Here is a 26995-nt window from a genome sequence, read left to right as displayed (position 1 = left end):
AGCGGAGCTGTGCAAAACGGCAATCCCTGCCGTTTTGTCGAACCCTGTCGAGTGTTCTCACCCTCCCTCATGGGGAATAGGCATAAAAAAAAGCCTGAACTTTCGCTCAGGCTTTCTCTTTAAATATGGCGGTGAGGGAGGGATTCGAACCCTCGATACGTTGCCGTATACACACTTTCCAGGCGTGCTCCTTCAGCCACTCGGACACCTCACCATATTTTATACTGCTTCGCCCTCAGGGGCGACGGGGCGCTACTATAGGGAGTCGGACGGGTAGGGTCAAGCAGAATTTTTTCCTTTCGTTATATCTGGTTAAGGCGTGAGCGGATCTGTTTAGCGTCATCGAAATACAATTCAATATCGGCAACTTACAGGCTCTACCTTTGCGTATGACCGGAAGTGTGTGCTTTTTTAATTAGCTTGATGATATTGCTGAAGTTACGAATGCGTTATCTGAAAATGAAAAGCTAATGATAAGCCGGGTCGCTGCCGCAGGGAGGCGGCAGCGAAGCCTCCAGGGAAGGATTGACGGCGTCCCGGTGTTCTGGCTCTTGCCGGAGCCGGTCTCCGCTATCACAGAGAATACAACCAGACTACTCAGCAGCTCATTTACCGGAGCAGAACCACGGAACCGCCTTAACACAGGCATAAAAAAAAGCCTGAACTGTCGCTCAGGCTTTCTCTTTAAATATGGCGGTGAGGGAGGGATGTCACGAGGCACATGTCCGTCTCGTCCATGTGCCTCGCCCTGCGGGCAGCGGAGCTGTGCAAAACGGCAATCCCTGCCGTTTTGTCGAACCCTGTCGAGTGTTCTCACCCTCCCTCATGGGGAATATGCATAAAAAAAAGCCTGAACTGTCGCTCAGGCTTTCTCTTTAAATATGGCGGTGAGGGAGGGATGTCACGAGGCACATGTCCGTCTCGTCCATGTGCCTCGCCCTGCGGGCAGCGGAGCTGTGCAAAACGGCAATCCCTGCCGTTTTGTCGAACCCTGTCGAGTGTTCTCACCCTCCCTCATGGGAAATATGCATAAAAAAAGCCTGAACTTTCGCTCAGGCTTTCTCTTTAAATATGGCGGTGAGGGAGGGATTCGAACCCTCGATACGTTGCCGTATACACACTTTCCAGGCGTGCTCCTTCAGCCACTCGGACACCTCACCATATTGTTTACGCAACCTGCATTGCGTGGCCGGTAATGTAGGGAAAAGCCATCCATCGGTCAACTCCCTTTCTGCATTTTTCCGCGCGTTTAGCCAGTTTTACAGCAGTTTGTTGCTTAATTCGGCAGTCAGCTGCCGTCAGACAGCTAAAGGCCTTTTTCGGACAGTAATCCCAACGCACAACATGCATAATAATGCGTATAAACTTGCATAAACATTGTTGAGGTCAGGTGTGAACACCTCCAGGACAGCCGCTGAAGCTACGCCTTCAGGCACCGGTGCGCTATTTTTTATTCAAATCTTCGCCACGCTCGGTTTTGCCGTGCTCTATTCCACGCTGGTGCTCTACGCCACTAAACGCCTCGGTTTTAGCGAAGGGCAGGCGAACGCCATGATGGGCGTGTTCGGCGCGTTTAACTATGGTCTGCATCTGTTTGGCGGCTATCTTGGCGGCCGCTACCTCAGCAACCGTAATCTGTTTGTGCTGGGAATGCTGCTTCAGGTGGCAGGCTGCTGGGTGCTTTCCGGTCAGAGTGCGGAGGGGCTTTACTGGGGCCTGGCGATGTTCCTTACCGGCAGCGGCCTCAACGTAACCTGTATCAATATGATGCTAACCCAACGTTTCGCGCCTGAAGATAACCGGCGCGAGAGCGCTTTTCTCTGGAACTATGCCGGGATGAACCTTGGGTTCTTTATCGGTTTTACCGGAGCAGGTTACTTCCAGCTCACGGAACATTACGAAGCGCTGTTTCTGTTCGCAACCCTGGGCAATGCCGTGGCGATCGTTGTTTCACTGCTGCGCTGGAAAATATTACGGGATATCGACACGCCGCTGCTTTACGTCAGTAAACAGCAGTTCCGGCTACGGATGGTGGCCGGTCTGGCCATTCTCATCGCGCTGGTGCCGCTGATCCGCGTGATGCTGACCCATGCGGACTTTACCGGCAGCTTTGTAATTGGCCTTGGCATGATGATTTTTCTGCTGCTTGGCGTTATCACGCTGCGTCACAAACATCGCGATGAACGGCGCAGGATGAGCGCCTATCTGCTGTTAGCCATGGGATCGCTGGTGTTCTGGATGCTCTATCAACTGGCCCCCATGGGGCTGATGCTCTTTACTGAACATAATATCAATCTTAACGTTTACGGTTTTCAGGTCGCGCCCCAGTGGGTACAGAATATCAACACGCTGGTGATTGTTTTCGGCGGACCACTTCTTGCGGTGGGCTTTCGCAACCTGCGCGAACGCGGATGGCGTATTGATATTCCTCTCCAGTTCGCTTCATCGCTCTTTATCATCGGACTTGGCATGCTGGTATTACCGCTGGGCATTATGCTTGCCGGAGGCGATGGCATGGTGGCATTTAAATGGATCGTTATCAGCTACGTCCTCCAGAGCATCGCCGAACTGCTGATCTCACCTATCGGCTACGCGATGATTGGTAAGCTGGCCCCGGCACGTTACCAGGGCGTAATGATGGGCTGCTGGATGATGGTAACGGGCGTCGCCTCGGTCCTGGCGGGATACGTCTCAGGATTGATGCCGGTAAACAGCGGCAGTACGCCGGTGCTGACCAATCCAGGCTACAGCCATATTTTCACCTTGCTTGGCTGGGGCAGTGCGGCGGTCGGTCTGGTATTGCTGCTGCTGATGCCGCTGCTGCGTAAGCTGATTCAGCCTGACGCCACTCGCTGATGCTCGGTTGGGGTACGCGTTGTATTCCAACATATTTTTCTTGCCAGCTGCGCCATTTTTCCCGAGCCTGAAGAAAAAAGAGGAGAGCAAACGTGGACATTATTTTTTATCACTCATCCTTTCACCCGCAGAAATGGGTAGAGGGGTTGCAGGCGCTTCTGCCTGACGCTCGCGTCCGCCAGTGGACGCCCGGCGATAAGCAACACGCTGACTATGCGCTGGTGCGGCAGCCGCCGGAGGAGATGCTCAAGGGGCGCCGCGATCTTAAGGCCGTTTTTGCCCTGGGCGCTGGCGTTGACGATATTCTCAGCCAGCTTCGCCAGCATCCCGATCTGCTCGCCCCCAACGTCCCGCTGTTTCGCCTCGAAGATACCGGCATGGCCCTTCAGATGCAGGAGTATGCCCTCTATCACGTCCTCGGCTGGTTTCGTCGCTTTACCGACTATCAGCAGCAAAAACAGCAGGCGTGCTGGCAGCATCTGCCCGCTTATCCTCGCGAGAGCTTCACTATCGGCATACTGGGCGCTGGTGTGCTGGGCCGCAGCGTGGCGGAGTGTATGAAAGCATGGGGCTTCCCCGTACGTTGCTGGAGTCGAACGCCTAAAGCGATGTCGGGCGTCACCAGTTTTTACGGCAACGATCAGCTGCCTGATTTTCTCTCCGGCACGCAGGTACTGATTAATCTTCTTCCCAATACGCCGCAGACGGTTGGCATCATCAATCGTGAACTGATGAGTCAGCTGAAGTCACAGGCGTTCATCCTTAACCTGGCACGCGGTGCGCATCTGGTTGAGGAAGATCTGCTGGCTGCGCTCGACGCCGGGGAAGTGAAAGCGGCCGCGCTGGACGTTTTCGTCACTGAACCGCTGGATCAACAGCACCCCTTCTGGCAGCACCCTGATATTGCTATCACGCCCCATAATGCGGCTGTCACCTTGCCGGAGGAAGCTATGCGTTATATCGCCGCTGGCATCGCACAGTGTGAAAAGGGAGAAACGCCTGCGGGCCGGGTCGACCTCAGCCGCGGCTATTAACGTCTGTCAGGGCAGGAATGGTGCTATTCTTGCCTGAAGCAATCAGGAGAAAATTATGTATCCCGTTGACCTTCATATGCACACCGTAGCCAGTACCCATGCTTACAGTACTCTTCGCGATTATGTTCAGCAGGCACAAACCTGCGGCATCAAGCTGCTGGCGATCACCGATCACGGCCCGGATATGGCCGATGCGCCGCATTACTGGCATTTCGTTAATATGCGTGTCTGGCCGCGCCTCGTTGAGGGCGTCGGGATCCTGCGCGGCATTGAGGCCAATATCAAGAATGTTCAGGGTGAGATCGACTGCACCGGTCCGATGATGGGATCGATGGACATTGTGGTGGCGGGCTTTCACGAGCCGGTTTTTGCGCCGCGTGACAAAGCGATCCATACCGAAGCGATGATTGCTGCCATGGCCAGCGGCAATGTGCATATTATCAGTCATCCAGGTAACCCAAGATATCCGGTCGACATCCCGGCCATCGCCGAAGCCGCGGCTGAATATGAGGTGGCGCTGGAGTTGAATAACTCCTCGTTTACGCATTCCCGCCTGGGGAGCGAGCCGAACTGTCGCGCTATCGTTGAGGCTGTGCGCGATGCTGGCGGGCTTATCTCATGTGGTTCTGATTCCCATACTGCCTTCACGCTCGGCAACTTCGAACACTGCCTGCGGATTATGAAGGAGGTGGATTTTCCTGAGGATCGCGTATTAAATGTCACGCCGCGACGCCTGCTCGATTTTCTGGAAAGGCGTACGGGGAAAACCATCGCTGAATTTGCTGATATGTGACGTTGTCACATTTACCTCTGAATGGATTGACTGCTATGAATGAATTTTCCGTCATCTGCCGCATCCTCGGCTCGCTCTATAACCGCCAGCCCCAGGATCCGCTGCTGATGCCGCTTTTTACCCTACTGCGGGAGGGAAAATTGCAGCAGCAGTGGCCCCTGGAGCAGGATGAGCTGCTGACCCGTCTGCAACAAAACAGCGATCCGCAGGCGCTGGCCGCGGATTACAATGCGCTGTTTGTTGGCAGCGACTGCAAGGTTCCGCCTTACGGATCGTTCTGGGAAAATGGCCCGCAGGAAGGTGACGTCCGCGCTTTCCTGCAGAGCCGGGGAATGCCGCTGGGCGAGACGCCAACCGACCATATCGGCGCGCTGCTGCTGGCCGCTTCATGGCTTGAAGATCGTTCAGAGGCTGACGAGTCCGACGCGCAAATCAGGTTATTTGATGAATTTATCATGCCCTGGTGTGGCCAGTTTCTCGGCAAAGTGGAAGCCCACGCCGGCACGGCTTTCTACCGGACGCTTTCGGCCCTGACGCGTGAAGCTATTCAGGCGATGCGTGATGAACTGGAAGAAGAAGGGGAAAACTGAGTCCGTTAATGCCTGCGTAAACGGCCAGGCTTCCACAGATGAAAAAAGGCCGGGGTGGTATTTTCCCCGGCCTTTGATCCAGTTATGTCAGCGTTTGACGGCTGTCATTCACTTGCGTTTCGCAAGGATTAACTCCACGATCTGCAAAGTAATCTGCAAGATCACCGACACAATCTTTAGCACCAAAAAGACGATGGCCAGAGTAATCACTGAGGCAATCTCCTTTACCGGAGAGCACCGCACGTAGCTTATGCCTTTACTTTCACCCTCACTACGCGCATTTGTGTGTACAGATGCAGAGCAGCACTCCTGGGTGGAGGCAAACCGGACAGCACCACCTGTATTCCGGTTGGGTAAAATCTGATGCTGTGTCGCGCACTGATCAACCACCCAACAACTGTATACACATACAGTATATCATCAGCTTTCTGATGCACAGAGAATTTCCGGTTTTTTTTGAGCAGTTGACGATGTGACCAGAAGTGATAATATTAAAGTGTGTACAGATGCAAGCAGTACGTTCCAGCGCAGCCACCAACTGCACCAGGAATAAGCGAAAAGCCCGATTTCCCGTCGGGCTTTTTTGCGTTTATGTGCGTCCATTTTTTCCAGCTACCCGCCTTTCCAGCCGCCTTAAATACCAGCCAGGGTATATCTGAATCACTTACCGGTTAACTCTACGCCTCTGAGCCGCTGATGCCGGGAGGAGGATAAGCAATATCGCTATATAGCGTCAGTGTTTCCAGCAGGGGGCTTCAGTACCGAGTCGGGAAGCGGAGCGGGACCAGACCAGCGGCGTGCCGGGCAGCCAGACCGGCGAGTGCAGCCGGTAGCCAATTCCCCATGGCGTGATTTCGGTTTCCACACTCTCATCATAAGGCTGGGAGGTCAGATTTTCAGTACGCGGCGCGTCGGGATAAGGAAAGCGGGTCAGCAGCGCGGCAGTTCTTGCCAGCGAGAGGCGCGCGGAGTAACCGGTATGATGCAAACGGCGCTGTCGCATCCCCTCGAGTACCGCCGCCGCCATCAGATAGCCTGTTGCGTGGTCAAGCGCCTGCACCGGCAGCGGCACAGGCGAGGCGCTTTTTATCCACTGGCGGTTAAAGTCAGCGATGCCGCTTGCCATCTGAACCAGGCTATCGAAGCCCCGGCGGTTGCGCCAGGGGCCGCTCCATCCCCAGGCATTCAGGGCGACGTCAACCAGACCAGGTGACAATTTTTGCAGGCTTTCAGCATCGTAGCCCAGCGCGCTGAGCGCGTCGGCGCGATAGCCATGAACCAGAACGTCGGCCTGAGCCAGCAGCGCTTCGAAACGCTCGCGGCCTGCCGGGGATTTCAGATCCAGCCGTGCGCAGCGTTTACCGGGCGTAAACTCCTCCTCCAGCGCCGGCTCTTCCCAGCCTGGCGGATCGAGACGCAGCACTTCCGCGCCCAGTCCGGCAAGAAAGCGGGTTGCTACCGGACCGGCGATAATCCGTGTTAAATCCAGCACGCGCACGCCGGTGAGCGGACGCGCAGGAAAAAGCGGCCAGGAGGGCGCAGAGGCTTCAGGCTGCAAAGTCTGCGCGATTAATGGCTCACTTCCCACGCTTATTCCCTGCGGATGCTGCTGCCATTGCGACAGGCTTTGCATCGCGGCGGCACAGCCTCCGGCGTCCACAACAGCCTGTTCCAGCGCGGTTTTACCCCAGACACGCACGGTTTTTTCCAGCGTGGCCCGGCTGGGATGTGCGCCAAGTATCTGCTCCATCGCAGCCCGGTGATGAGGCATATTTGTATGCAGGCGGATCCAGCCATCTTGCGTCTCGTAATCACCAGCGAAGGGATCCCACAGGGCTGGTGCGGCGCGGTTAATGGGAATAAAAGAGCGCTGGAACCAGCGGGAGGCGAGGCGGCTGTCAACTTCAAGTCGATGGGAGATGCCAGCCAGATCGGCGGCGGCCTGGGCGGCGAGCGCAATACTGGCGCTCGCCAGTTCAGTCACTGGCCAGGCGGAACTGAAACGCTGAGTCCCGGTAAAGTTGACTTCCGGCAGCGGTGTACTGGCGCCACGCAGGCCGGACCACATTTGCTGCCACAGGAGTGCCATTAACCCATTATCCATCGCCATTCCCCTCGTTCACCTGTACACCTTAGCAACGAAAAGTGGGTTTTGCCTGGCACTAACGCTTGTGGCTGAATTTCCGTAGACGGACGTGCATACGCAGGTTGCGCAGGTTGATCACCGCAATGGCAGTGCCTGCTATCACCAGTAGCGCGCCGGAAACCTTGAAGGCGTTCAGGCTGTCGCCCAGTACCAGCACGCCCATCACCACCGATAACACCGGCGTCAGCAGCGAATAGGGCATGATCAGGTTAACGTTATAGTTCCTCAGCAGGCCATACCAGATTGAATAAGCCACAATTGAAGACCCAATTGCACTGTAAAAGATGGCGAACCAGCCACGCCAGGTGGCGTGCATCAGGCTTTCCATCTGGCCGGTTTCCAGCGTAAATGACGCCAGCGCGACCACCGGGATTGCCAGAAAGGAGAGCCAGCCGGTCATGGTCAGTGGCTTAATGCCGGGTGACTTCTTCACGATCATATTGCTGATTGCCCAGCCCGCCGCGCTGCATAAAAGCAGACACAACACCCACCATGAAGGAATCGTCGGGCTGCCGGTCAGCACAAATACGCCGGTCAGCGAGATGGCGATACCCAGCATCTGTATCAGCGTGAGCTTCTCTTTCAGCAGTATCATTGCCAGAATCATCGCAAACGGCGTGCCAAGCTGCACAACAATGGCGGCTGTTCCGGCATCGGTATATTTCAGGCCGACAAACAGCAGTGAAAAATGCATAAAGCCAAAGGTAAAGGCGAGCGGGATAAGATAGCGCAGCTGCTGGCGGGTTATCCGCGTAAACGGCACCAGAATGACAGCCACGACGACAAAGCGCATCATGGTCAGAAAAAGAGGGGGGAGATCAAGTAAACCCCATTTGATGGCAACGTTGTTAAAAGCCCAGGTTGTTACCACAAATAAGATCATGAAAAAATGCCGCAGTGCCACAAGACAGTCCTTTTATGTGCGTTATATCACCTTTCTATGATGGCATGATTTCCGCTCTTTTTGCGCCAGATGGCGGGATTTTTTTCCGCTGAACCGTTGCGCTGCCTGGGGATAACGGCGGAATTATGATTTCTCAGCATGGAAATTTTTTATTGCATTGCGTCGTTCAGGTGCATTTTTGCGCCGGCTACGCGCTCCTCCTTCCCGTCAAGTCGTCATGTTTCTGGCTTGTCAGAAGCATGACGACTGACTCCTCATGCTGTCCGTCTGTGCGACAGCTCACAAACTACGTGAATTTTTCTGCGGCTTCTGGCTGGCTCACAGTTTCTGACGCGTCCCTCTGACATGCTCACCGCTATCGAATGTGTTAATTAAAGGTTAATGCATTGTTGTGATTGTGCGGGCTAATCCCAGAGGAGAATAATGATGCGTTATGAATATCCAGGCAGCGATGAATCACTGATTGTGCTTAAGCCGCAGTATGGCAATTTTATCAACGGTGAGTTTGTGCCGCCGGTTAACGGGCAATATTTTTCTGACACCTCACCGGTTAATGGTTCCGTTATCGGTGACTTCCCCCGTTCTGACCAGGAGGATGTGGAAAAAGCGCTTGATGCCGCCCATGCAGCAGCGGAAGCCTGGGGTAAAACCTCCGTTCAGGCCCGTTCGCTGATACTGTTGAAAATCGCCGACAGACTTGAAGAGAACCTGGAATATATCGCCGTCAACGAAACCTGGGATAATGGCAAGCCTGTACGTGAAACCCTGGCGGCGGATCTGCCGCTGGCGGTGGATCATTTCCGTTACTTTGCCGGCTGTCTGCGCGCGCAGGAAGGATCGGCGGCGGAGATCGATGAGTTTACGGCCGCCTACCATTTCCATGAGCCGCTGGGCGTGGTGGCGCAGATCATTCCGTGGAACTTTCCGCTGCTGATGGCGGCCTGGAAGCTGGCGCCGGCGCTGGGTGCGGGGAACTGTGTCATTCTGAAACCGGCGGAACAGACGCCGCTCTCCATTACCCTGTTTGTGGAGCTGATTGCCGATTTACTGCCGCAGGGCGTGCTGAACGTTGTTCACGGTTTTGGCCGGGAAGCGGGCGAAGCGCTGGCGGGTAATCCGCGCATTGCTAAAGTCGCCTTTACCGGCTCCACCGCCACCGGCGGGCATATTCTGGAACTGGCGGCGAAAAACCTGATACCGTCAACCGTCGAGCTGGGCGGCAAGTCACCCAACATCTTCTTTGAGGATATCATGCAGGCTGAGCCTTCTTTTATTGAGAAGGCAGCGGAAGGCGTGGTGCTGGGCTTTCTGAATCAGGGAGAAGTCTGCACCTGTCCTTCCCGTGCGCTGGTGCAGGAATCCATCTATGAACCCTTTATGCAGGCCGTGATGAAACGGGTAAAAGCCATCAAACGTGGCGATCCTATGGATACCGACACGATGGTTGGCGCGCAGGCGTCTCAGCAGCAATTTGATAAAATCCTGTCGTACCTTGAGATTGCACAGCAGGAAGGCGCGGAAGTGCTGACCGGTGGCGGCGTTGAGAAGCTGGAGGGCGAACTGGCTACCGGCTACTACATTCAGCCAACGTTGCTGAAAGGGAATAACAGCATGCGGGTGTTCCAGGAAGAGATTTTCGGGCCGGTGATCGGGATTACCACTTTCAAAGATGAGGCGGAAGCTGTCGCTATCGCCAATGATTCGATTTATGGCCTGGGCGCAGGCGTCTGGACGCGCGACATCAACCGGGCTTACCGGGTCGGACGTGCGCTGAAAGCAGGCCGTGTCTGGACTAACTGCTATCATCTCTATCCGGCACATGCGGCTTTCGGCGGCTACAAGAAATCCGGCATTGGCCGTGAAACCCATAAGATGATGCTGGACCACTATCAGCAGACGAAAAACCTGCTGGTCAGCTACAGCGTTCAGCCGCTGGGCTTTTTCTGAGTCACTCCTGACGGACCGCTTTCAGCGGTCCGTCAGACTACTGACTCACCTTAGCGACAGAATAAGCAACTGAAAGTAAAACGCCCCGTGACAGGGAAGAGCAGGGTGGATAATCCGGAACGGTGCTTTTTGCGTTTTACGGCCAGGCCCGTTCCCCTCTTTCACACTCAGCTTAATCCGCTTTTCCCGGCAAAGGTTGCGGCGTCCTGTCAGGTGTATTACCACCAGAGAGCAGTTCGCTGATTTGCGCTTCCGGTACCGCCTGAGAAAAAAGATAACCCTGAAGCTGATTGCAGCCCGCCTCAGCCAGTGCTGCCATCTGGCCTCGGGTCTCCACCCCTTCTGCGGTAACCGTCAGCCCCATCGCCTGTCCCAGCCTGATCACAGATTCAATAATGGCGCCTGAATTCTCTGTAATGCCCAGCGACTGGGTGAAGGAGCGATCGATTTTGATCTTATCGACGGAGAAGTGGCTGAGATAGTTCAGGCTGGAATAGCCGGTGCCGAAGTCATCCAGCGCGATGCGAAACCCGGCTTCACGCAGGCTGGCCATAATATCCTGAGCGCCTTTTTCATCCTCAATCAGCACGCCCTCAGTGATCTCCAGCTCAATACGTGACGGCAGCGTTTTCTCCTCCGCCACGATGGTCTTAATCCGCTCGACAAAACCGGCGGCCCTGAACTGCAGCGGCGAGACGTTGACGGCAATGGTCAACGCAGGCCAGGCCAGCGATACCCGGCACGCCTCACGCAGCACCCATTCACCTATCTGGATGATCAGCCCCATCTCCTCCGCAAGGGGAATAAACTCGGCGGGAGAAATGGCACCATGCACGGGGTGATTCCAGCGCATCAGTGCCTCAAGTCCGACCACATTTTTGCCTGAAATATCCATCAGCGGCTGATAGTAGACCGCCAGATCCTGTTTGTTTTGCAGCGCTATCCGCAGATCGGAGGCAACCTGCTGACGCGTTTTTAACGATTCATCCATGGCTCGCTCAAACAGCTGGTACTGTCCGCGCCCCTGGCTTTTCGCTTCATAAAGCGCAATATCCGCTTTGCGCATCATTTCACTGCGATCGCTTGCGTCCTGCGGTGCCATCGATACACCAATGCTCACCCCGATCCAGGTTTCGCTACCCAGCAGGGTAAAGGGAAGGGAAAGGGCGGCGATGATCCGCTCACACAGCGCCTGGACGCCGCCGGGCGAATGGATATTGGTAACGACCACCACAAACTCATCGCCGCCCAGACGGCCAACGGTATCGTTTTCCGACACCAGTTCATTCAGCCGGTGCCCCACCTCAATAATCAACTCATCCCCGGCATGGTGTCCGTAAGTATCATTAACCAGCTTGAAGCGATCGAGGTCCAGCAATAGCAGGGCAATGTGCTGGTCGTGATGCGCCAGCTTGCCCAGCGCCTGAGTCAGCCGCTCTTCCACCAGGGCGCGGTTCGGCAGGCCCGTCAGCACATCGTGAAACGCCAGATGCTGCGCCTGCGCCTCGCTGGCGCTCAGCTGGAGTAAAGACTGGGAAAGCGTCAGTGAAGAGAGCCAGAGACGGCGCAACATCACGGCACAGATCAACACAATGATCAGCACAACGATGAAAACCAGCGGGCCGAGCACATGCAGCATACGCGTACCAGGCCTGTCGGGTTGCCAGGCAAGATAGCCGAGAGGCTGGCCTTCCTGAGTGGTAAGCAGGTAATTGGCGCCCTGGCGAGTTGGGTTGCCGTCCACGTAACGAAGTGAGTTAAGCAGGCTGCGCTGGGAGAGCGAGTCCAGATTGTGGCGATCGAGGAATTTTACGCTGACCAGGGTGAAGCGCCCGGGTGACGCTGCATTCTCCGCAATAGTTCCCGCCACCATCACTGCCGGGCGATTATCAATCAACGTGTAATCGATCGCCTGCTGGGGTCTCGTGTCCGTCATACTGAATTTACTGCGTAAATGCGCGACTGATTCACGTAAGTGCGCAAACTGGGCAGGCGGCACATTTTTGCCATATTCCCACTGATAGAGCGGATGACCTGCCCGATCCAGCACGTAAACCAGCTGGTGGCCAAACATGGCCGAGAGCCAGGCGCCCACGTTTTGATTCAGCCAGTTCCTGTCCGGCGCCCGGGCCAGATGTTCTCCGAGCGGCAGCCAGAGCGCCAGGCTGCGGTGCTGCTCAGCCATTTCCTCAAGGCTCTGCCTCAGCGAGGTCTGAATAATCTGCTGCTGCTGGGCAGCGGCATCCTCATTACTCCTTGCCGTTGCCCAGAAAACGGTAAAACCGGCAGCAATGAATGTGATAACCAGCACCACCACAAGGGGAAGAAGGATCTCGCGCATAAAATGCGTGCGGAAGTTGTCGGTTATTTTCATTTTTTATCAATCCGTTCTGCGCGTACCGCGCTGCTTTCATCCTCTTTGAGGCTAGCATAAAAACCCTTTGCTGATTCTGTCTGGTCTTTGCGGGGTTGCACGATATCCTTCAAAAAAGGGCAGTGCAGGGCGAGAGACACGGGCCAGGTTGGAAAACAGTGCTGACGGGAGAAGTGGGCGGTTTGTCTTATTCGGTTAAGGCTGCAGAGGAGAGGCGTGAGCCATGCAGGCTCAGATTGCCCTGCCCGTAAAGGCAGGGCAGCAGATACTGGTTAGAATGAAAAACGGTAACCTGCATTCACCTGGCGTTGATTAAACCGATGGCCGGTTGAGAGATCGGCCTCCAGATAAAAATTGTGGGTTTTGTTCAGGCTGGCGCTGACGCCAATGCCATTATTCCACCAGTTACCCCGGAAATCGTTCTTCTCCGGCGAACCGTTAAGTCTGTACTCGGTATTCGCCGAAAATTCCCGTACGATCCCTGTCTTATAATAGACATTGAGCTGGCCTGCTTCCGTATCGCTGCTGTAGCCAGCAAGCGCGCTGACCCTGCCAATAACAGAATCGTAATCTTTAAATGAGATCCTGAGACCGTTGCTGGCTTTGATTTCCGTCCCTTTTTGTTTACCTGCCGTTAACTGCATTTGTGGCTCCAGATAGAACCCTTGATTATCAGGTGCGAAGCTAAAGCGTTTTCCGGCTTCAATGGCAGCACTGAATCCTGAGGTTTTGCCTGTACCCGCCACGCTATTATTCTGACTGTCCTTCACGCTGAATTGATTACTTAAGCGATCGAACTTAATCAGCTGGTCAATGTAAAAACCATTGTCGGCAACCCAGGTCAGATAAGCGCCAAAATGCTGAGACTCTGCGCTGCCGTCACCGCCACGATAATTGGGTGAGGCAGTCGTTGCGCCCATAAACAGCCCGGCAAACAGATTCTGATCCTCAGCAATATTTTTATCTACACCAAACTGATAACCGCTATAGCTCATGCTGAACTGGCTGAGTTTGCCGCCAGGAAAAGAGTCAAATTTACCTCCAAAGCCTCTCAGCCAGACGTTGCCGCTATTTTTACTCTGGCGAATATCGCCCATACGCTGAAGTAAGGTTTGCGTTTCTGCATAATTCAACAGATAACCGACATGCAGGAAATTGGCACCAGCATCGGCAGTGGTAGTAATAGTATTTCCGCCATTTGCCGGTGCCGGCGTTGGTTCAGGCGTCGGAGCAGGGGTTGGCTCAGGCGCTGGAGCAGGCGTTGGTTCAGGCGTCGGAGCAGGGGTTGGCTCAGGCGCTGGAGCAGGGGTTGGTTCAGGCGCCGGCGCAGGAGTTGGCTCAGGTGTCGGAGCAGGCGTTGGCTCAGGTGTCGGAGCAGGCGTTGGCTCAGGCGCAACACCAGATGAATAGAGCGCCCAGTCAGTGCCGACTTTATGCACCGTGTAGAGATATCCTCCCAGTTCAACATCCGAAGCGGCTTTAAAATTCGCCATACCGTCAGCGGTTTCGACGACAGTGAGCGTTTCATTACCCGTTGTCGCCATGCTGCCCTGGTTGGCAAATGACAAGGTATAATTACCTGCGCTGCTGTTGGTGACGACCAGTTTATCACCGCTGTTATTGACGCCGTCGCCTTCACCCACAAGATCGACCCGCATGTTGAAATTACCCGAACCCTGCAAATCCGCGGCCGTTAGCGTTGTGAAACCCTCAGCGCTCGATGAGGGGTGAGTAAAGTCAACGCTACTGTTATTTAATGCTAAAAGATCCAGATTTGAATTTGCACTGACGTTCCATAAGCTGTCATCTAAGCTTGCATTTAAATAGCCCTGATTGACGCCGTTGCTAAAGGCGCTTCCTTCCCAAACGGATCCGGGCGTCAGCGTCAGATCAATTTGTCCACCGTCGGCATAAACCGACCCTTTCATATTGACCTTACCCTCCAGCTTGATGCGGCTTGCGGCATAACCGGCATCGTCTTGCGTGGCAAGCGCGTAGTAATCAGAGAAAGGGACGGTGATGGTGGTATCGCCAGTTAAATCAACTTCGCTGTTGGTCATGGCATAGACGGCGGCGTATTGGGGTGATGCGTTATCGATGGAGAGGTTATTACCGGTAATGGTACCGCCGTTAATCGCCCACAGGCCCATTTTCTGGCTGACGATATCGGTTTCAGCCAGGTTCACCTGTGACGTGGAAGTTTGCGCAGAGGCCGCATAAGAGCCGCCAGCGGTAATCGTATTACGTTTGTCAGCCGTACCTGAATAATTGATAACAGCATGGGTACCGCTGGCAACTATCCCGCCTGCCTGCGCTGAGGAGACATGGCTGTCCGCTCCGATATCGGCAACGCCTTTCAGACGTATTTCGAGAGCAATGGCTTCGCTACCGGTAGTCGCGATAGTTAAGTTGCTGGCAGATAATTCGCCCATGCCGAAGATACCTGTCGCGCCAGCCCCCGAGGTCAGCACTGAAGTACCTGATCCTAAATCCGCGGCCGTATTTTCCTGCAGCTCAATACCATAGGAGAACTCACCTTGCGTGGTGACAGACAACTGATCCGCCTTTAACGTTGAAAGGGAACCCGCTGACGGACCGTTAAGCGCATCAACAAGAATGCCGTTACTGTGGTTGCCGCTGGTGGTAATGATACTTCCGGTTCCCAGGTCAGCGCTGCTGCCACCATTTTCCACCGCCAGCCCAATGCCGTTATACCCCTTAGTCGTAATGGATAAGCGATCGGCTGTCAGAGAGGAACCGACTTCAACCTTGATACCTGAGGCGACGCTATCACCGGTTCCCGTCACATTTATGCGGCTTCCCGTCCCCAGGTCAGCGATAACTTTGCTGCCAATAAGATTAATGCCGTTTGCCCGATCGCCGCTAACATTGACCTCAAGATCGTCTGCGTTCAGCGTACTATTACGCCCCCAGATAATCACACCCCTTGCATAGTTATCTTCGTCAGTAACATTGATAACAGAGTGTTTTCCCAGCGCTATTTTACCTGTATCAGGATAGGGGTTCATTATGCCATAGAGTCCCCCCGAATAGAGGCTATCGCCGGTTAACACATCACCATCGTTCAGCACAATAGAGGTGCCGTACTGGCTACCAATATTTTCACCGGCAGCCGTGCCGCTTAACGTCATGCTTATTAGTACCGCCAGCGGCGTTAAACAATTCCTGTTTATTCTCTTCATTTACAAAACGCTCCCTGTAAACATCAAAACATTATCCATATTTATGAAATCAGCCCTGAGTGAGGGGGGCTGGTTGATAAGACGAGATTGGGTGTAATTTAGCAGGAATAAAATGTGCTTCATTATTTTTTATGGTTTTGGCGTCCATTTTTTTACCTCAAATGAGGTTGCGTGTTTCATGTTTGTTATTGTTTCTGTTCACCTGAGGAATAAGGGGTGCCCGCATCAGCATCGATGTGCTTATTTATTGAATGAATGGCTTTAAAATGATTAATAAATAAGTTGTCGATGGCCGTTAACAGGTTATCTGGAAGGGCGATTTTATTAATTAACGGAAAGTGTAACTTAATGCCAGTACCTTGCCAGACTTAAGCGCAGCCCCTGATATACTAGCGGAAACTTACGGTGTGCATTTAACAGAAAACAAAATCAGAAATCCCAGACAATAATCACCTGCATTACGTCGTAATAGGTTTGCCGGGAACGCTCAGCAGGTGCAATAACACCGTATCATCACAACTTGTCTGAAACCTCACATTACAGATAGCACTTATTTGAAGCAGAGCCCGTTGCGGGCTCGCTTCCGCTCAGGACTACTTTACTTTTTGCGCTTTCTCCGCCAGCTTTGCCTCCCGCCAGTTAAGGAGCGGCGTAACGGAAATACCATGGATCAACACGCTGGCGACAACCAGGGTAAACGCCATATTGGCTATCCGCGTCGCGTCCTCTCCGGCAAGGCCATGGGTATAAGCCCAGGCGGTATAGTTAATGCTGCCGATGCCCCGTATCCCTAACCAGCCCAGCGCCAGCCGCTGCCTTGGCGGCGTCTTTGTCCCCATGGTAACGATCCAGACGGAAAGCGGGCGGATAACCACAAAAAGCAGGGCGGCCATCAACAGCCCCTGCGGATCCCAGTGCTGCGCCAGGGTAACCCCCAGCACGATAATGATGATGGCAGCCAGCAGCCGTTCTACGGTATCGCCAAATGAGAGCGCATCACCGACGATCAGGCCGGCGGAACTGGCCGGGCTGGTTTCTCCTTCCTGATGGCGGATATGGGGATTAATCATGATCTCCGCCGGTGGGCGGTGCTCGCTGTCCGAAAAGTTATCCGCAGGCAGGCGGTAGGTCACCCGGATTTCAGCACAGCGTAGCCCGACGCCCGCAGCGAAGGCGGCCAGGAAGCCCGACGCGTCCAGCTCCTGAGCGAGGGAGTAGCAAAGCGCAATCAGCGCCAGGGCCAGAAAATCATTAGGTGCCACATCCTGATGCGCATGACGCAAATGGGTCATGTACTGGCCGACAAAGCGACCCATCATAAAACCGATGCCCAGCCCGCCCAGGATCGCCCACAGCACGTCAATCAGCGCCCAGTGACCGATAGCTGCCAGCGTGAAGCCATCCGGGTTGGTCATCAGCAGCATCGCCAGCATCAGCACCGGCAGCGCCGTGCCATCATTCAGGCCCGCTTCGCTGGAAAGGGAAACGCGCAGGCTGTCATTATCCCGGGCGTCGTTAACGGAAATCAGGCTGGCCAGCACCGGATCGGTTGGGGCCACGATGGCACCAAACGCCAGCGACATCAGCCAGGGCAGGCTGAACAGGTAATGGGCGGCGAGCGTCACACCGGCCACCGTCAGCAGCATGCCGGGAAATGCCAGCCGCAGCCCGGTTTTCCAGCCAGCGCTTTTCAGCGGCAGCCTCAGTTTAAGACCGGTAATGAACAGCGAGGCGGCCATAGCGATTTCGGTCAGGTTTTTGGTCAGTTCCGCATGGGCGGCAATATCGATGCGGAGCTGATCGAGCACCCAGGGGCCGCAGATCACGCCCGTGATCAGATACACGGCAAAGACCGTGATCGGGCCGCGCTTAATCCAGCCGGATGCCAGCGACATTATTAACAGCAATCCGCCTACTGCGGCGGTCCAGCCAAGAAAACCCATTTTTACTTCACTCCTCTGTTTTTTGCGTTAACAGTATGGACGCTATCTCGGCGTTGTACCGGATAGCCGCGCTGAAAAGCACATTCTTGCTTGTGCGGAAGGGGGATAAGCCTGCCTGATACATCCGTTTTCGCCGCTGGCAGCAGAAGCAATACGCTTTCTGTGCCCTCTGACCGCCCGCTCAGGCGGCAAGCATTGTCATGACCTCTTCAGAGGTATACTGTTAGCAGACTCATTTTTTGTCATCGCGAACGCCTGTTGGCCGGTGATTTTTTGCTAAATCGAGGTAGTCTTGTCCACTTTTTCTCTCAGTCAGCGTCCACGACGTCTGCGCCAGACCCCATCGCTCCGCACGCTTTTTCAGGAATCCTCCCTGAGCATTAACGATCTGGCACTGCCGATCTTTGTTGAGGAGGGCCTTGATGACTACAAAGCGATCCAGGCTATGCCGGGCGTGATGCGCATTCCGGAAAAGCGGCTGGCGTATGAAATCGAACGTATTGCGAAAGCCGGGATCCGTTCCGTTATGACCTTCGGCATCTCCCATCATACGGATGCGGATGGCAGCGATACCTGGCAGGAGAATGGTCTGGTTTCCCGGATGTCACGCATCTGCAAAGAGACCGTGCCGGAAATGATCGTGATGTCCGATACCTGTTTTTGTGAATACACCACGCACGGACATTGTGGCGTGCTGCACGATCATGGCGTGGATAACGATGCAACACTGGTCAACTTAGGCAGGCAGGCCGTTGCCGCCGCGCGTGCCGGCGCCGATTTCATTGCGCCTTCTGCCGCGATGGATGGGCAGGTTGCCGCGATCCGTCAGGCGCTGGACGCCGCCGGCTTCACCCAGACGGCGATCATGTCCTATTCCACTAAGTTCGCCTCCTCGTTCTACGGTCCATTCCGTGAAGCGGCGGGAACCTCACTGAAAGGCGATCGTAAAACCTATCAGATGAACCCGATGAACCGCCGTGAAGCGCTTCGTGAATCATTGATCGACCAGGGTGAGGGCGCCGACGCGCTGATGGTAAAACCGGCCGGTGCTTATCTGGATATCATTCGCGACGTGCGTGAGCACACCAACCTGCCGCTGGCCGCCTATCAGGTGAGTGGAGAGTACGCGATGATTAAGTTTGCTGCGCAGGCAGGGGCGATCAGCGAGCAAGATGTGGTACTGGAAAGCCTTGGCGCCATTAAGCGTGCCGGTGCCGATCTGATTTTCAGCTACTTTGCGCTCGATCTGGCAGAGAAAAAGCTGCTGTAGGCCTGTCGGGTAAAAAAGCGCTGAAGCGCGATTTTGTTTGCTGAGCGCCGCTCTGCGCAGGCAGTCCAGAGCGATCGTAAAGACGCGCCAGGCATCCTTCCTGATAGCTCGTCCCGCGCCGTTGATAGCGCGGGACGTTTTACTTCCCAGCCGCGATTCCCTTCACTTTGAGATGATTCATCGCCTGAATCAGCCCCGACTGGCTTTTATCACCGCGGATCGGTGGATTCCACGACCTCAGAAAGCCATTTTACCGGCGTGATATTGCTGAAATTGGCGACATCAGCAACCAGCTCGTCAGCGTGTTCCGCCATGCCTTTTTCCAGATCTTCCAGCGATGCGCAGAAAATATGGCAGCCGGCAACGTAGGGCGCTGGACGCTCACCTGGCGTGGTGGTGATTTTATCGATCGACCAGGCAAGGCAGTAATCACCCATGCGTTTTTCGATGAGAGGAAGGTGCACGTCACGATAGTAATCGTGGTCGAAGGTGCCGTTTTCAATGTTCGGATACATTACGCTGTATTTAATCAAAATATGTCCTCTGCTGAGATTCAGTTGCGATAACAGTATAGCGAGCGCCGCGTCGGGAGGATTAGCGCTCTGAGCCTGTGAGACGTCGGCTTGATATCAGGGATAAGCTATTGCTGGTTAAACGGGTTAATGCAGCTTCGGTTTTCATATGCTCCTGATTTCTGGTGTTGGCGAGGTAAGCTGCGGCGTTACAGGAAATCACCGGGCACAGTTGCATCAATGCGCGGTGTGTTTCCCCTAAACCGGAACAGAGAAGCGGATTCCCCCCTGGGTTTATAGCGCAATCCCCACCGGTGAGACAAAACAGGCCAGATTAATTACAACATACTAAAAGTGCCGTACACATCGTCGCGTCCAGCCTTTACTCTCCTTATTCTATGTACTGGCTGAAGCGAAGCAGGTAACCGTCCGGGTCCTGAACCAGAAATTCTCGCTGGCAGGCTTCCTTATCACCCGTGTTGTAGTAGTTATCGCGAACATCACGGTAGAGCGGAACGTTATGCGTCTGCAGACACGCCAGCAGGGGCGCGACATCATCCACTTCAATCTGGAAATTTATCCCGCGTCCCAGCGGGCGCTCAAGCTCTGCCGGGTTCCATCCTTGTGCATGATACTGTTCAAGCATCAGCTGCGCCTCGCCCAGACAGATATAGGCAAATTCCGGCTCATGGCGTCTTATCATCAGGCTAAAGCCAATCACCTCGACGTAAAAATGCAAAGACGCAGGGAAGTCCATTACGGTCAGTTCAGGCACCATAGGGTTCCAGTAGATCTCTTTCCCATTGCTCATTTGCGATCCTTGTTCCGTTTTATTCTTCGCGCCGTCGCTCGCAGAAAACTGAAACGCATTGACGATAAGGCGCCGTTTCACTTGTAGCCCAGCGCGCTCGCTGACTGGTGAAGCTGACACAGCTGGCTGGTTCATGCCTGCGAACAGGACGCTGATTCAACGCATTAAGCGGGCCGCGTGGTGACGAGACGCCTGGAGATTCCCTCGTGACCCTTCATAGCTTATCGCACGGCGCTTTCACCCACGAATGCTGCCGGCAGCCTGTTTTTGTGCCGAAACCACATCGCGAAGAAGCCGACGATCAGTAAAAACTCCGCCAGATCGCCGCCGTAATACATCCATTGTGCCGCACTCTGAACTTCAGCAAGCGTGGCCGGTGTGCCTTGCGGATAGCCATAACCGAACATCAGTTTTCCGAGGATCGCATGAGCGGCGGTCGCCACAAAAACCACCGTCAGACGGGTTATCCAGCCGGGGCGGCGTGGCGCGGGATCGGGACCTGCAATGGACCAGGTGAAGAGATAACCTGAGATAACAAAATGCAGATGGAGAAAAATAAACATCCCAGGATGGGTCATACAGTAAAGGTAAAGCGGCGTCAGATAGAGAAGATACATCCCGCCAATATCGAGCATGGCCGCCGTTACCGGATGAATCAGAAACCGGACCGGCCCGATCTTAAGAAAGTCCATCATGCGGCGTGCGGCCCGGGCGGGAATGCTGCGCAGCAAGAGGGTGCCGGGAGCGCCAAAAACCAGGCCAAGCGGGCCGAACATGCCAAGAAACAGATGCTGAACCATATGACCACGCAGATCCTGATGCGCCCACGCCGCCAGCGGCGGCAGCATCGCCGCAATGATTAATGCTGTGCCGCTGGTGTAACTTGCGATGCGCCAGAGGCTCCAGCGGGCTTTTTGACGCAGCCGCACGGCGGCAACCAGATAAAGGCAAAGCAGCAGCGCAGGCAGAAATACGAGTAACACCAGCAGCAACGTTGAGCTCTCCATGCTTCCATGATGTGCCATATGCTCCATGATTTATTTCCCGGCCACATAACGTACGGTCGCGCGTGAACGGCGCAGGAAAAAGAAACCGATCAGCAGCAGCAGGAGGCCAAAACCGTTCCAAACCAGATCGTAAGGCAAGATATTGTCGACGTAGCGAATCTGATGCAGCCTGAGGACCTTATGATCGATGATGCCGTCAAAAAGCTGGAAGCCGCCCATCCCGAGAAAAAACCCCGCTTTTGCCGAGGTCTTGTCCAGCGCGCCTCGCGTTCGCAGCTCGTTAAACATAAAAAAACCGAGCACGAAGAGGATCAGCTCGGCGGAATGGAGCAGGCCATCCGAAAACAGGCCGAACATGGGCGTGGACCAGTCAAAAAAATGGTGCCAAGCCAGTATCTGGTGAAAGACAATCTCATCAATGGCGGCCATCACGCCAATGCCAAGCGGGAGTGCGGCAAGCATTGAGCGCCGCAGGTCTTTTGTCGGGTGAGCAGAGGACACAGCATTCTCCTGTTGGTAGTCCGTTATCTGTAAGCAGAGCTAATAAATAACAGTAGTTGAGACAAACAGGAGTTCAATTATAACGGTGCGGTTTTCACGCTGATTGCTGTTTTAGTGACTGAATAGCTTATAAAGCTTTCCCGTTTTCGGCGATGCGCGCAGCAAAGGCCGTTTTTGCGTGACGTCAGGGAGGAGGGAAGCCACAACCGGCCCGGGAGCCGGGACCAGTCGTGGCGCGTTGCCGGATTATTTTTCGCTCACCTGCTGGGTTTGCAGAAAGTGACAGGATGCGCCCAGCATGCCGGAATCGTTGCCATACGTGGCGGTTTCAATACGGATATCGATATCATATTTTTCCAGATGCCCGGCAAGCTCGTCCAGGAAGGACTCCCGTTCGGTAATACCACCACCAATAAAAATGGTTTGTGGATCAAATACGCTGGCAAGGTTATAGAGGCAGGCGGAAAGATCGTCATAAAACTCGTCCACCACTTTTCTGGCATCCGCGTCATCATTATCGAACGCATCGAACACATCTTTGCCGCTTATCTCATCGGTGGATTTTTTCGTACGCTGACAGTAATTTTCCCGCAGCGCGGTCATCGTACAGCGGGCCCCCATGGTATGAGGCGCTATATCGCTGTCTTTGGGACGTGACGTCAGCAGGCAGCCAAACTCCCCGGCGCGGTTGCGGTTACCGCGAATCAGGGCGCCGTTGCAAAATGCGGCACCGCCTAAACCGGTGCCGATAGTCAACATCAGAAAATCATTAAGCTGCTTCGCTTTTCCTAACCAGTGTTCTGCCAGCAGAGCACAGTGCGCATCGTTTTCCACGCTGGTGGGCAGCGATGTTTTCTCTTCCAGCCACTGTTTCAGATGAAAATCGTCAAATTCAGGGATGGTTCCACCCATCGTAATAAAACCTGTTTCAGAATCGACGTAGCCCGGCGTACTTACTGCGATACCGGCGCAGGGCGAATTGCTCTTCAGCCAGTTCATTATCTCTTGCAGGATTTTTTCGCGGGGTTGCCCGGCAATATCCACGCTATCACTTTTTAAAATCTTTCCCTGAGCGTTAGTGATGCCCATTTTTAACGAGGTCCCGCCAATATCAAAAGCCGCAATGTCCATAATGTTTACCCAGCGTGATAATAGTAAGTAGATTATAGTGTCTGATTAATAGAACAAGTTGTCGCGCAGCGAGATTACTTACGACTATCAGCCTGTTCTTAATGAAAACAGGTTAATTAAATAAGTGTAAATGTGCTGGTTATTTTTAAACTTTACAGGGCTGAGAGTGAATTACCTGTAAATAGCCCGTTCCGCATCCGCATCCAGAAAAAATTCTGCTTCGCAATAAAGCCGATTTATTTAACACTGGCTTACGGGAGAAATTACGCGGGGATTTCCCGTCACGGGAATTGACGCTTCCGCTGCGATGATTGCCCGCTGCAAGGCAAAGTTTCCGGATAACGACTGGCCGGTGGCAGATATGCGCAGGTTAGATTTTAAGCGCCGTTTCGATGGCATCCTCGCCTGGGACAGTTTTTTTCACCTTACCCGCGCCGATCAGCGGCGGATGTTTACAGTTTTTGCTGCGCATGCCCGCCATGGCGCGTGGCTGATGTTCAACACCGGGCCTGCCGATGGCGAAGCCATTGGGGCGTTTCAGGGGGAGCCGCTTTATCACGCCAGCCTCGCGGCTGATGAGTACCAGGCTCTGCTGCAACAATCGGACTTTCGGGGTATCCGGCACATCGTTGAAGATCCAGAATGCGGTGGGCGCACGGTCTGGCTGGCGGAAAACTTCCTCCGCCTGCTCAGCCATGCCAGCCTGCTGTGCGGCGGTGCCAAAAGCCGTCAGGCCTGAAATATAGAGGGTATTATTATGCTTTACTGCGTGAACGTAAGGCGCCTTAACCTCACCGAGTTCAGGATAATTTTTACGGACTATTTTATTCACACCGCCATCCTTATTGCATTATAAGCCGCACTTTCAGCCCGTTATTTGGACATTTCCCGATAAAGAGAAATCATAGCAGCCGGGCTGGCTATCAGAAATGTTCCGGAGACTGAAAAGGAAGAGCTGAAGGGAACGGTGCTACGCGCACCAGGTTATTTTTATGCTGTAGCGTTTTATTATCAGCCGCATTCTGGTTAGAATTCACGTTTTCGGAGAGAAAAATGTCTGTTACAGATTCTCTGCTGGCTTACACTTTTGCCGCCTTACTTCTCACCCTGACACCCGGGCTTGATACCGCGCTCATCCTGCGCACTGTGACGGTGGAGAGCAGAAAAAAAGCCTTCCAGGCGGCACTCGGCATCAATACCGGCTGTTTCATCTGGGCGGCGCTGGTTGCTTTCGGGCTGGGCGCCTTACTGACCGCTTCTGAACTGGCTTACGATCTTCTTAAATTTTGTGGTGCGGCCTATCTCTGCTGGCTGGGACTGCAACTGCTTATCAGACCACGTCAGGCTTTTACCGCAGATCAGGCCCGGCCAGCGGCTTCACATAACTGGTTTTTAAGAGGCATGCTTGGTAATGTGCTCAATCCCAAAATCGGCGTATTTTATGTTTCTTTCCTGCCTCAGTTTATTCCCGCCGGACATTCGCCTGTGATCTGGACTTTTCTGCTGGTCGCCATTCATGTTGTGACAGGCACACTCTGGTCATCATTCTTGATACTGGCATCAGGTTACGCGCAAGGCGTGCTGAAAGTGCCTTCCGTTGTCAAATGGATGGATCGTATTACCGGCGGCGTTTTTATGTTATTTGCGGCGAGGCTTGCGTTAAGTCAGCGCTAAAAAGAGGACTGTTAGCTGAATTAAACGATTATCCGGTGCTATTTCTGTTCCGGCTTTCAGGTTTTTTGACGCCGTGATGCAATGGCGATCGCATCCGGCAGTATCACTAACAGTCGTTACTGCTGTTCAGCGTCTGGTCATTCTGCCGGACTTTTTTTCTATTAATGTGTGCTTCAGCTTCTCCTTTCAGCCGTTTTTCCCCGTTTGCTCCTCACAGTACCGCCCTTACTCACTGGACTGCTGCTCTTTTATCCCTTCCTTGATAAGCGTGACAAATGGACAGGAACGGGCGATTTCGTTCTGACAATCAGCCGAAAATAAGGCCGTCGATAAAACAGACTTCGTCGCTGTTAAAGCGTGGTAATCGCTTGTACGGCACACAAGTTTTCACCGTCTGTGTCCGAACCCGGCTTGACAAGTAAAACGATCGTTTTACAATTCAGGAATGAAAAAACAAAACGACATAATCGCCAGCGCGATGCAGGTGTTCGATCAGGAGAGCTTCCGGGGCGTCGGTATCGACCGTGTAATTGCCCCTTCCGGCGTCTCGACGCGGACGCTCTACAAGCATTTTGGCTCCCGCGACGGCCTGGTACTGGCTGTGCTGAAAGCGAGGCACAGCGCCTTTATGGCGCAGCTTGCAGCGGAATACAGCGATGAGGATCCTGTTGGGGGCGTTTTTGAGGCATTGCGAGGCTGGATGGCCGGGCATGGTACTCAGGGTTGTATGTTGCTGCGGGCGCGCAGCGAATATGCTTGCGCGAATCCTGACATTGTCTCGCTGGTAAACGGACAGAAAAGTGCGTTTCGCGCTGAGCTTGCCAGGCGTGTGCGGATCGCGCTGGGCGAGGAGGATGAGGTACTGACCAACCAGATCTGGCTGTTATTTGAGGGCGCCACAGCGGCAGCCGGTCTGGCGACGGTGGCCGTTATTGATCAGGCGAGGGACGCGGCGCTATTGCTGCTTGCCGCTGCCGGGAGGCGTAACGGATGAACAGCCGCAACAGTTTCGTCGCCGCCGCTTTTTCGCTTACCGCGCTTTCCTACGGCCTTGCGCGTTTTGCTTACGGACTTCTGCTCCCGCAGATCCGGGAAGATCTTTCCATCACTCTGACCGTGGCAGGTTTTATCGGAGGCAGCGCTTTTGCTGCCTACTGCTGCGGTATCAGCTTCGCGCTCCTGACTTCGGGCAAAATCAATCCACGGCTCATCGCTCTGCTGGCAGGCTTCAGCGCCACGCTGGGCATGCTGCTGATTGGACTTTCAGCCTCCGCGTGGGTGCTGGGTGCCGGCATCGTGCTGGCGGGGTTAAGCACCGGGCTGACGTCACCGCCGCTTGCTTTCGCCGTCTCCCGTCAGTTTGATCATCAAAACCAGCCCAAAGCGAACGGAACGATTAACGCAGGCACGGCAGCCGGGATTGTACTTTCCGGTATAGCCGCCTGGCTGGCAGTAGGTTCCTGGCGGGAAATCTACCTTGTTTTCGCGCTGCTGGGAGCCGCCGTTACGCTATGGCTGTGGTTCACTTTTCCCCGTCATCTGAACGCGGCTGCCGGCAGCCATTTTTCGCTCTCCCTCCTGAAACGACCCGGACTGGTGACGCTATGCCTGAGCGCTTTCTTAATGGGGATCTCTAGCGCGGCTATCTGGACCTTCAGCGCGGACATTTTGCGGGATAACGCGGGCTTTACGGACACTTCCGTCGCGCTGGTGTGGGTGGCGCTGGGCTTCGCTGGCCTGGCAGGCGCCCTGACCGGCATGCTCACGAACCGCTTTGGTCCCCGGCCGGTACATCTCTTTTCCCTGCTGGCAATGGCGGCGGCAACGGCGGGGCTGGTGATGGCATCTTTCTCTGCACTTTATGGCTTTCTCGCCGTAAGCCTGTTTGGTGCGGCCTATATTGTGTCGACCGGCGTTTATCTGATTCAGGGCACAGGACTGCTTTCCGATCGTGCCGATCTGGGGTTAGGCATCCCTTTTCTGGCGGTGGCGATAGGGCAGGCGGTGGGTAATCCGCTCTTTGGCGCTTTACTTGCCTCCATCGGTTGGATGACCGCGCTTTTCATCTTCGCGTTCGTCGCCTGCGTTGCCGCTTTTATCGCGCCACGTCAGAGATAATGATCTGAGCGCCTTACCTTTACCTGAATTTACCCCTCTCAAGTCGTCCGAACGCCCTGGTGTGTTAAAATTACACACATTGCAATAAGTGTTAAATGCAAAATTTTTCATAGAGTTAGTTGTAAAAGGGTGCCCAATCGTTGCTGGTGAGAGGGCACAACGAAAAATTTTACCGAAGAAC

The 26995-nt window shown here is 54.4% G+C and carries 20 protein-coding genes, 2 tRNA genes and 1 pseudogene; 10 read left to right on the top strand and 13 right to left on the bottom strand.

The annotated features are described in order from the left end of the window. Positions 1–126: 126 nt before the first annotated feature. Positions 127–214, bottom strand: a tRNA-Ser gene (locus tag EA20_RS0119390). Between the two features lie 858 nt (positions 215–1072). Beyond that, positions 1073–1160, bottom strand: a tRNA-Ser gene (locus EA20_RS0119385). A gap of 232 nt (positions 1161–1392) precedes the next feature. Here EA20_RS0119385 and EA20_RS0119380 point away from each other — a divergent pair. From EA20_RS0119380 to EA20_RS0119365, 4 genes are all read left to right on the top strand, one after another. Next, positions 1393–2856 (top strand): peptide MFS transporter, encoded by a 1464-nt coding sequence (locus EA20_RS0119380; RefSeq protein WP_024968411.1) that lies wholly within the window; start codon positions 1393–1395, stop codon positions 2854–2856. Positions 2857–2948: 92 nt separating this feature from the next. Continuing rightward, positions 2949–3890: a glyoxylate/hydroxypyruvate reductase GhrA gene (gene ghrA, locus EA20_RS0119375; RefSeq protein ID WP_024968410.1), complete on the top strand. Its 942-nt coding sequence runs from the start codon at positions 2949–2951 to the stop codon at positions 3888–3890. A 55-nt stretch (positions 3891–3945) separates the two neighbouring features. After that, positions 3946–4683 carry a phosphatase gene (locus EA20_RS0119370; RefSeq protein WP_024968409.1) on the top strand — a complete coding sequence of 246 codons (738 nt, stop codon included), beginning with the start codon at positions 3946–3948 and terminating at the stop codon, positions 4681–4683. Between the two features lie 35 nt (positions 4684–4718). After that, positions 4719–5273: a molecular chaperone gene (locus EA20_RS0119365; protein ID WP_024968408.1), complete on the top strand. Its 555-nt coding sequence runs from the start codon at positions 4719–4721 to the stop codon at positions 5271–5273. Positions 5274–6006: 733 nt separating this feature from the next. On the opposite strand, the gene EA20_RS0119355 is transcribed toward EA20_RS0119365, so the two are convergent. Together EA20_RS0119355 and EA20_RS0119350 are read right to left on the bottom strand one after the other, a co-directional pair. Further along, positions 6007–7377: a CoA transferase gene (locus EA20_RS0119355; protein WP_024968407.1), complete on the bottom strand. Its 1371-nt coding sequence runs from the start codon at positions 7375–7377 to the stop codon at positions 6007–6009. Positions 7378–7435: 58 nt separating this feature from the next. Next, a complete protein-coding gene (locus EA20_RS0119350; RefSeq protein ID WP_024968406.1) occupies positions 7436–8323 on the bottom strand; it encodes a DMT family transporter in 888 nt (295 codons plus the stop codon). A 426-nt stretch (positions 8324–8749) separates the two neighbouring features. Between EA20_RS0119350 and EA20_RS0119345 the strand changes: the two genes are divergently transcribed. Continuing rightward, on the top strand, positions 8750–10270 hold the full coding sequence (locus tag EA20_RS0119345) for an aldehyde dehydrogenase family protein (protein ID WP_024968405.1): 1521 nt from the start codon (positions 8750–8752) through the stop codon (positions 10268–10270). A 172-nt stretch (positions 10271–10442) separates the two neighbouring features. On the opposite strand, the gene EA20_RS0119340 is transcribed toward EA20_RS0119345, so the two are convergent. The 3 genes from EA20_RS0119340 to EA20_RS0119320 form a co-directional block, all read right to left on the bottom strand. Then, positions 10443–12644 (bottom strand): bifunctional diguanylate cyclase/phosphodiesterase, encoded by a 2202-nt coding sequence (locus EA20_RS0119340; protein WP_024968404.1) that lies wholly within the window; start codon positions 12642–12644, stop codon positions 10443–10445. 272 nt (positions 12645–12916) lie between these two features. Next, the gene (locus EA20_RS0119330; protein WP_024968403.1) at positions 12917–15796 is read right to left on the bottom strand and encodes an autotransporter outer membrane beta-barrel domain-containing protein; all 2880 of its coding nucleotides are present in this window, start codon (positions 15794–15796) and stop codon (positions 12917–12919) included. Positions 15797–16440: 644 nt separating this feature from the next. Continuing rightward, on the bottom strand, positions 16441–17790 hold the full coding sequence (locus EA20_RS0119320) for a sodium:proton antiporter (RefSeq protein WP_024968402.1): 1350 nt from the start codon (positions 17788–17790) through the stop codon (positions 16441–16443). A 292-nt stretch (positions 17791–18082) separates the two neighbouring features. On the opposite strand from EA20_RS0119320, the gene hemB reads away from it, so the two are divergent. Next, positions 18083–19060, top strand: coding sequence for a porphobilinogen synthase (hemB, locus tag EA20_RS0119310; protein WP_024968401.1), 978 nt, complete (start codon positions 18083–18085; stop codon positions 19058–19060). 209 nt (positions 19061–19269) lie between these two features. Here hemB and EA20_RS0119305 read toward each other — a convergent pair whose 3' ends face one another. The 5 genes from EA20_RS0119305 to EA20_RS0119285 form a co-directional block, all read right to left on the bottom strand. Beyond that, complete coding sequence (locus tag EA20_RS0119305) at positions 19270–19593, bottom strand: EthD family reductase (protein ID WP_024968400.1); 324 nt, start codon at positions 19591–19593, stop codon at positions 19270–19272. 370 nt (positions 19594–19963) lie between these two features. Beyond that, positions 19964–20383, bottom strand: a complete 420-nt coding sequence (locus tag EA20_RS0119300) for a VOC family protein (protein ID WP_024968399.1) — start codon at positions 20381–20383, stop codon at positions 19964–19966. Positions 20384–20604: 221 nt separating this feature from the next. Next, positions 20605–21408 (bottom strand): cytochrome c oxidase assembly protein, encoded by an 804-nt coding sequence (locus tag EA20_RS0119295; protein WP_235192679.1) that lies wholly within the window; start codon positions 21406–21408, stop codon positions 20605–20607. A gap of 12 nt (positions 21409–21420) precedes the next feature. Continuing rightward, positions 21421–21891, bottom strand: a complete 471-nt coding sequence (locus EA20_RS0119290; protein ID WP_024968397.1) for a DUF2243 domain-containing protein — start codon at positions 21889–21891, stop codon at positions 21421–21423. Positions 21892–22137: 246 nt separating this feature from the next. Then, positions 22138–23022 (bottom strand): ROK family protein, encoded by an 885-nt coding sequence (locus EA20_RS0119285; RefSeq protein ID WP_024968396.1) that lies wholly within the window; start codon positions 23020–23022, stop codon positions 22138–22140. Between the two features lie 307 nt (positions 23023–23329). Between EA20_RS0119285 and EA20_RS20685 the strand changes: the two genes are divergently transcribed. After that, positions 23330–23761, top strand: coding sequence for a trans-aconitate 2-methyltransferase (locus EA20_RS20685; RefSeq protein ID WP_081772602.1), 432 nt, complete (start codon positions 23330–23332; stop codon positions 23759–23761). Here the strand turns inward: EA20_RS20685 and EA20_RS19930 are convergent. After that, positions 23687–23854, bottom strand: a pseudogene (locus tag EA20_RS19930) (RidA family protein); the annotation flags it as partial. The gene EA20_RS20685 and the pseudogene EA20_RS19930 overlap by 75 nt on opposite strands. Before the next feature lie 221 nt (positions 23855–24075). Here EA20_RS19930 and EA20_RS0119275 point away from each other — a divergent pair. The 3 genes from EA20_RS0119275 to EA20_RS0119265 all read left to right on the top strand — a co-directional run bounded on the left by EA20_RS0119275 (position 24076) and on the right by EA20_RS0119265 (position 26814). Next, positions 24076–24696: a LysE family translocator gene (locus tag EA20_RS0119275; RefSeq protein WP_024968394.1), complete on the top strand. Its 621-nt coding sequence runs from the start codon at positions 24076–24078 to the stop codon at positions 24694–24696. Between the two features lie 445 nt (positions 24697–25141). After that, entirely contained in the window at positions 25142–25690 is a 549-nt protein-coding gene (locus tag EA20_RS0119270) for a TetR/AcrR family transcriptional regulator (protein ID WP_024968393.1), read from the top strand. After that, the gene (locus EA20_RS0119265; RefSeq protein WP_024968392.1) at positions 25687–26814 is read left to right on the top strand and encodes an MFS transporter; all 1128 of its coding nucleotides are present in this window, start codon (positions 25687–25689) and stop codon (positions 26812–26814) included. The genes EA20_RS0119270 and EA20_RS0119265 overlap by 4 nt, the downstream gene beginning before the upstream one ends. Positions 26815–26995: the final 181 nt, after the last annotated feature.

It is taken from the genome of Pantoea sp. IMH (assembly GCF_000599885.1).
Lineage (GTDB): Bacteria > Pseudomonadota > Gammaproteobacteria > Enterobacterales > Enterobacteriaceae > Erwinia.
This window is presented reverse-complemented; position numbering and strand designations above follow the sequence as displayed.

Coding starts and splice junctions, on each gene's coding strand:
- EA20_RS0119345 (WP_024968405.1), top strand. CDS start 8,750: ATGCGTTATGAATATCCAGGCAGCGATGAATCACTGATTGTGCTTAAG.
- EA20_RS0119270 (WP_024968393.1), top strand. CDS start 25,142: ATGAAAAAACAAAACGACATAATCGCCAGCGCGATGCAGGTGTTCGAT.
- EA20_RS0119265 (WP_024968392.1), top strand. CDS start 25,687: ATGAACAGCCGCAACAGTTTCGTCGCCGCCGCTTTTTCGCTTACCGCG.
- EA20_RS0119300 (WP_024968399.1), bottom strand. CDS start 20,383: ATGAGCAATGGGAAAGAGATCTACTGGAACCCTATGGTGCCTGAACTG.
- EA20_RS0119295 (WP_235192679.1), bottom strand. CDS start 21,408: ATGGCACATCATGGAAGCATGGAGAGCTCAACGTTGCTGCTGGTGTTA.
- EA20_RS20685 (WP_081772602.1), top strand. CDS start 23,330: ATGATTGCCCGCTGCAAGGCAAAGTTTCCGGATAACGACTGGCCGGTG.
- EA20_RS0119275 (WP_024968394.1), top strand. CDS start 24,076: ATGTCTGTTACAGATTCTCTGCTGGCTTACACTTTTGCCGCCTTACTT.
- EA20_RS0119340 (WP_024968404.1), bottom strand. CDS start 12,644: ATGAAAATAACCGACAACTTCCGCACGCATTTTATGCGCGAGATCCTT.
- EA20_RS0119365 (WP_024968408.1), top strand. CDS start 4,719: ATGAATGAATTTTCCGTCATCTGCCGCATCCTCGGCTCGCTCTATAAC.
- EA20_RS0119320 (WP_024968402.1), bottom strand. CDS start 17,790: ATGGGTTTTCTTGGCTGGACCGCCGCAGTAGGCGGATTGCTGTTAATA.
- EA20_RS0119285 (WP_024968396.1), bottom strand. CDS start 23,022: ATGGACATTGCGGCTTTTGATATTGGCGGGACCTCGTTAAAAATGGGC.
- EA20_RS0119355 (WP_024968407.1), bottom strand. CDS start 7,377: ATGGATAATGGGTTAATGGCACTCCTGTGGCAGCAAATGTGGTCCGGC.
- EA20_RS0119330 (WP_024968403.1), bottom strand. CDS start 15,796: ATGACGTTAAGCGGCACGGCTGCCGGTGAAAATATTGGTAGCCAGTAC.
- EA20_RS0119370 (WP_024968409.1), top strand. CDS start 3,946: ATGTATCCCGTTGACCTTCATATGCACACCGTAGCCAGTACCCATGCT.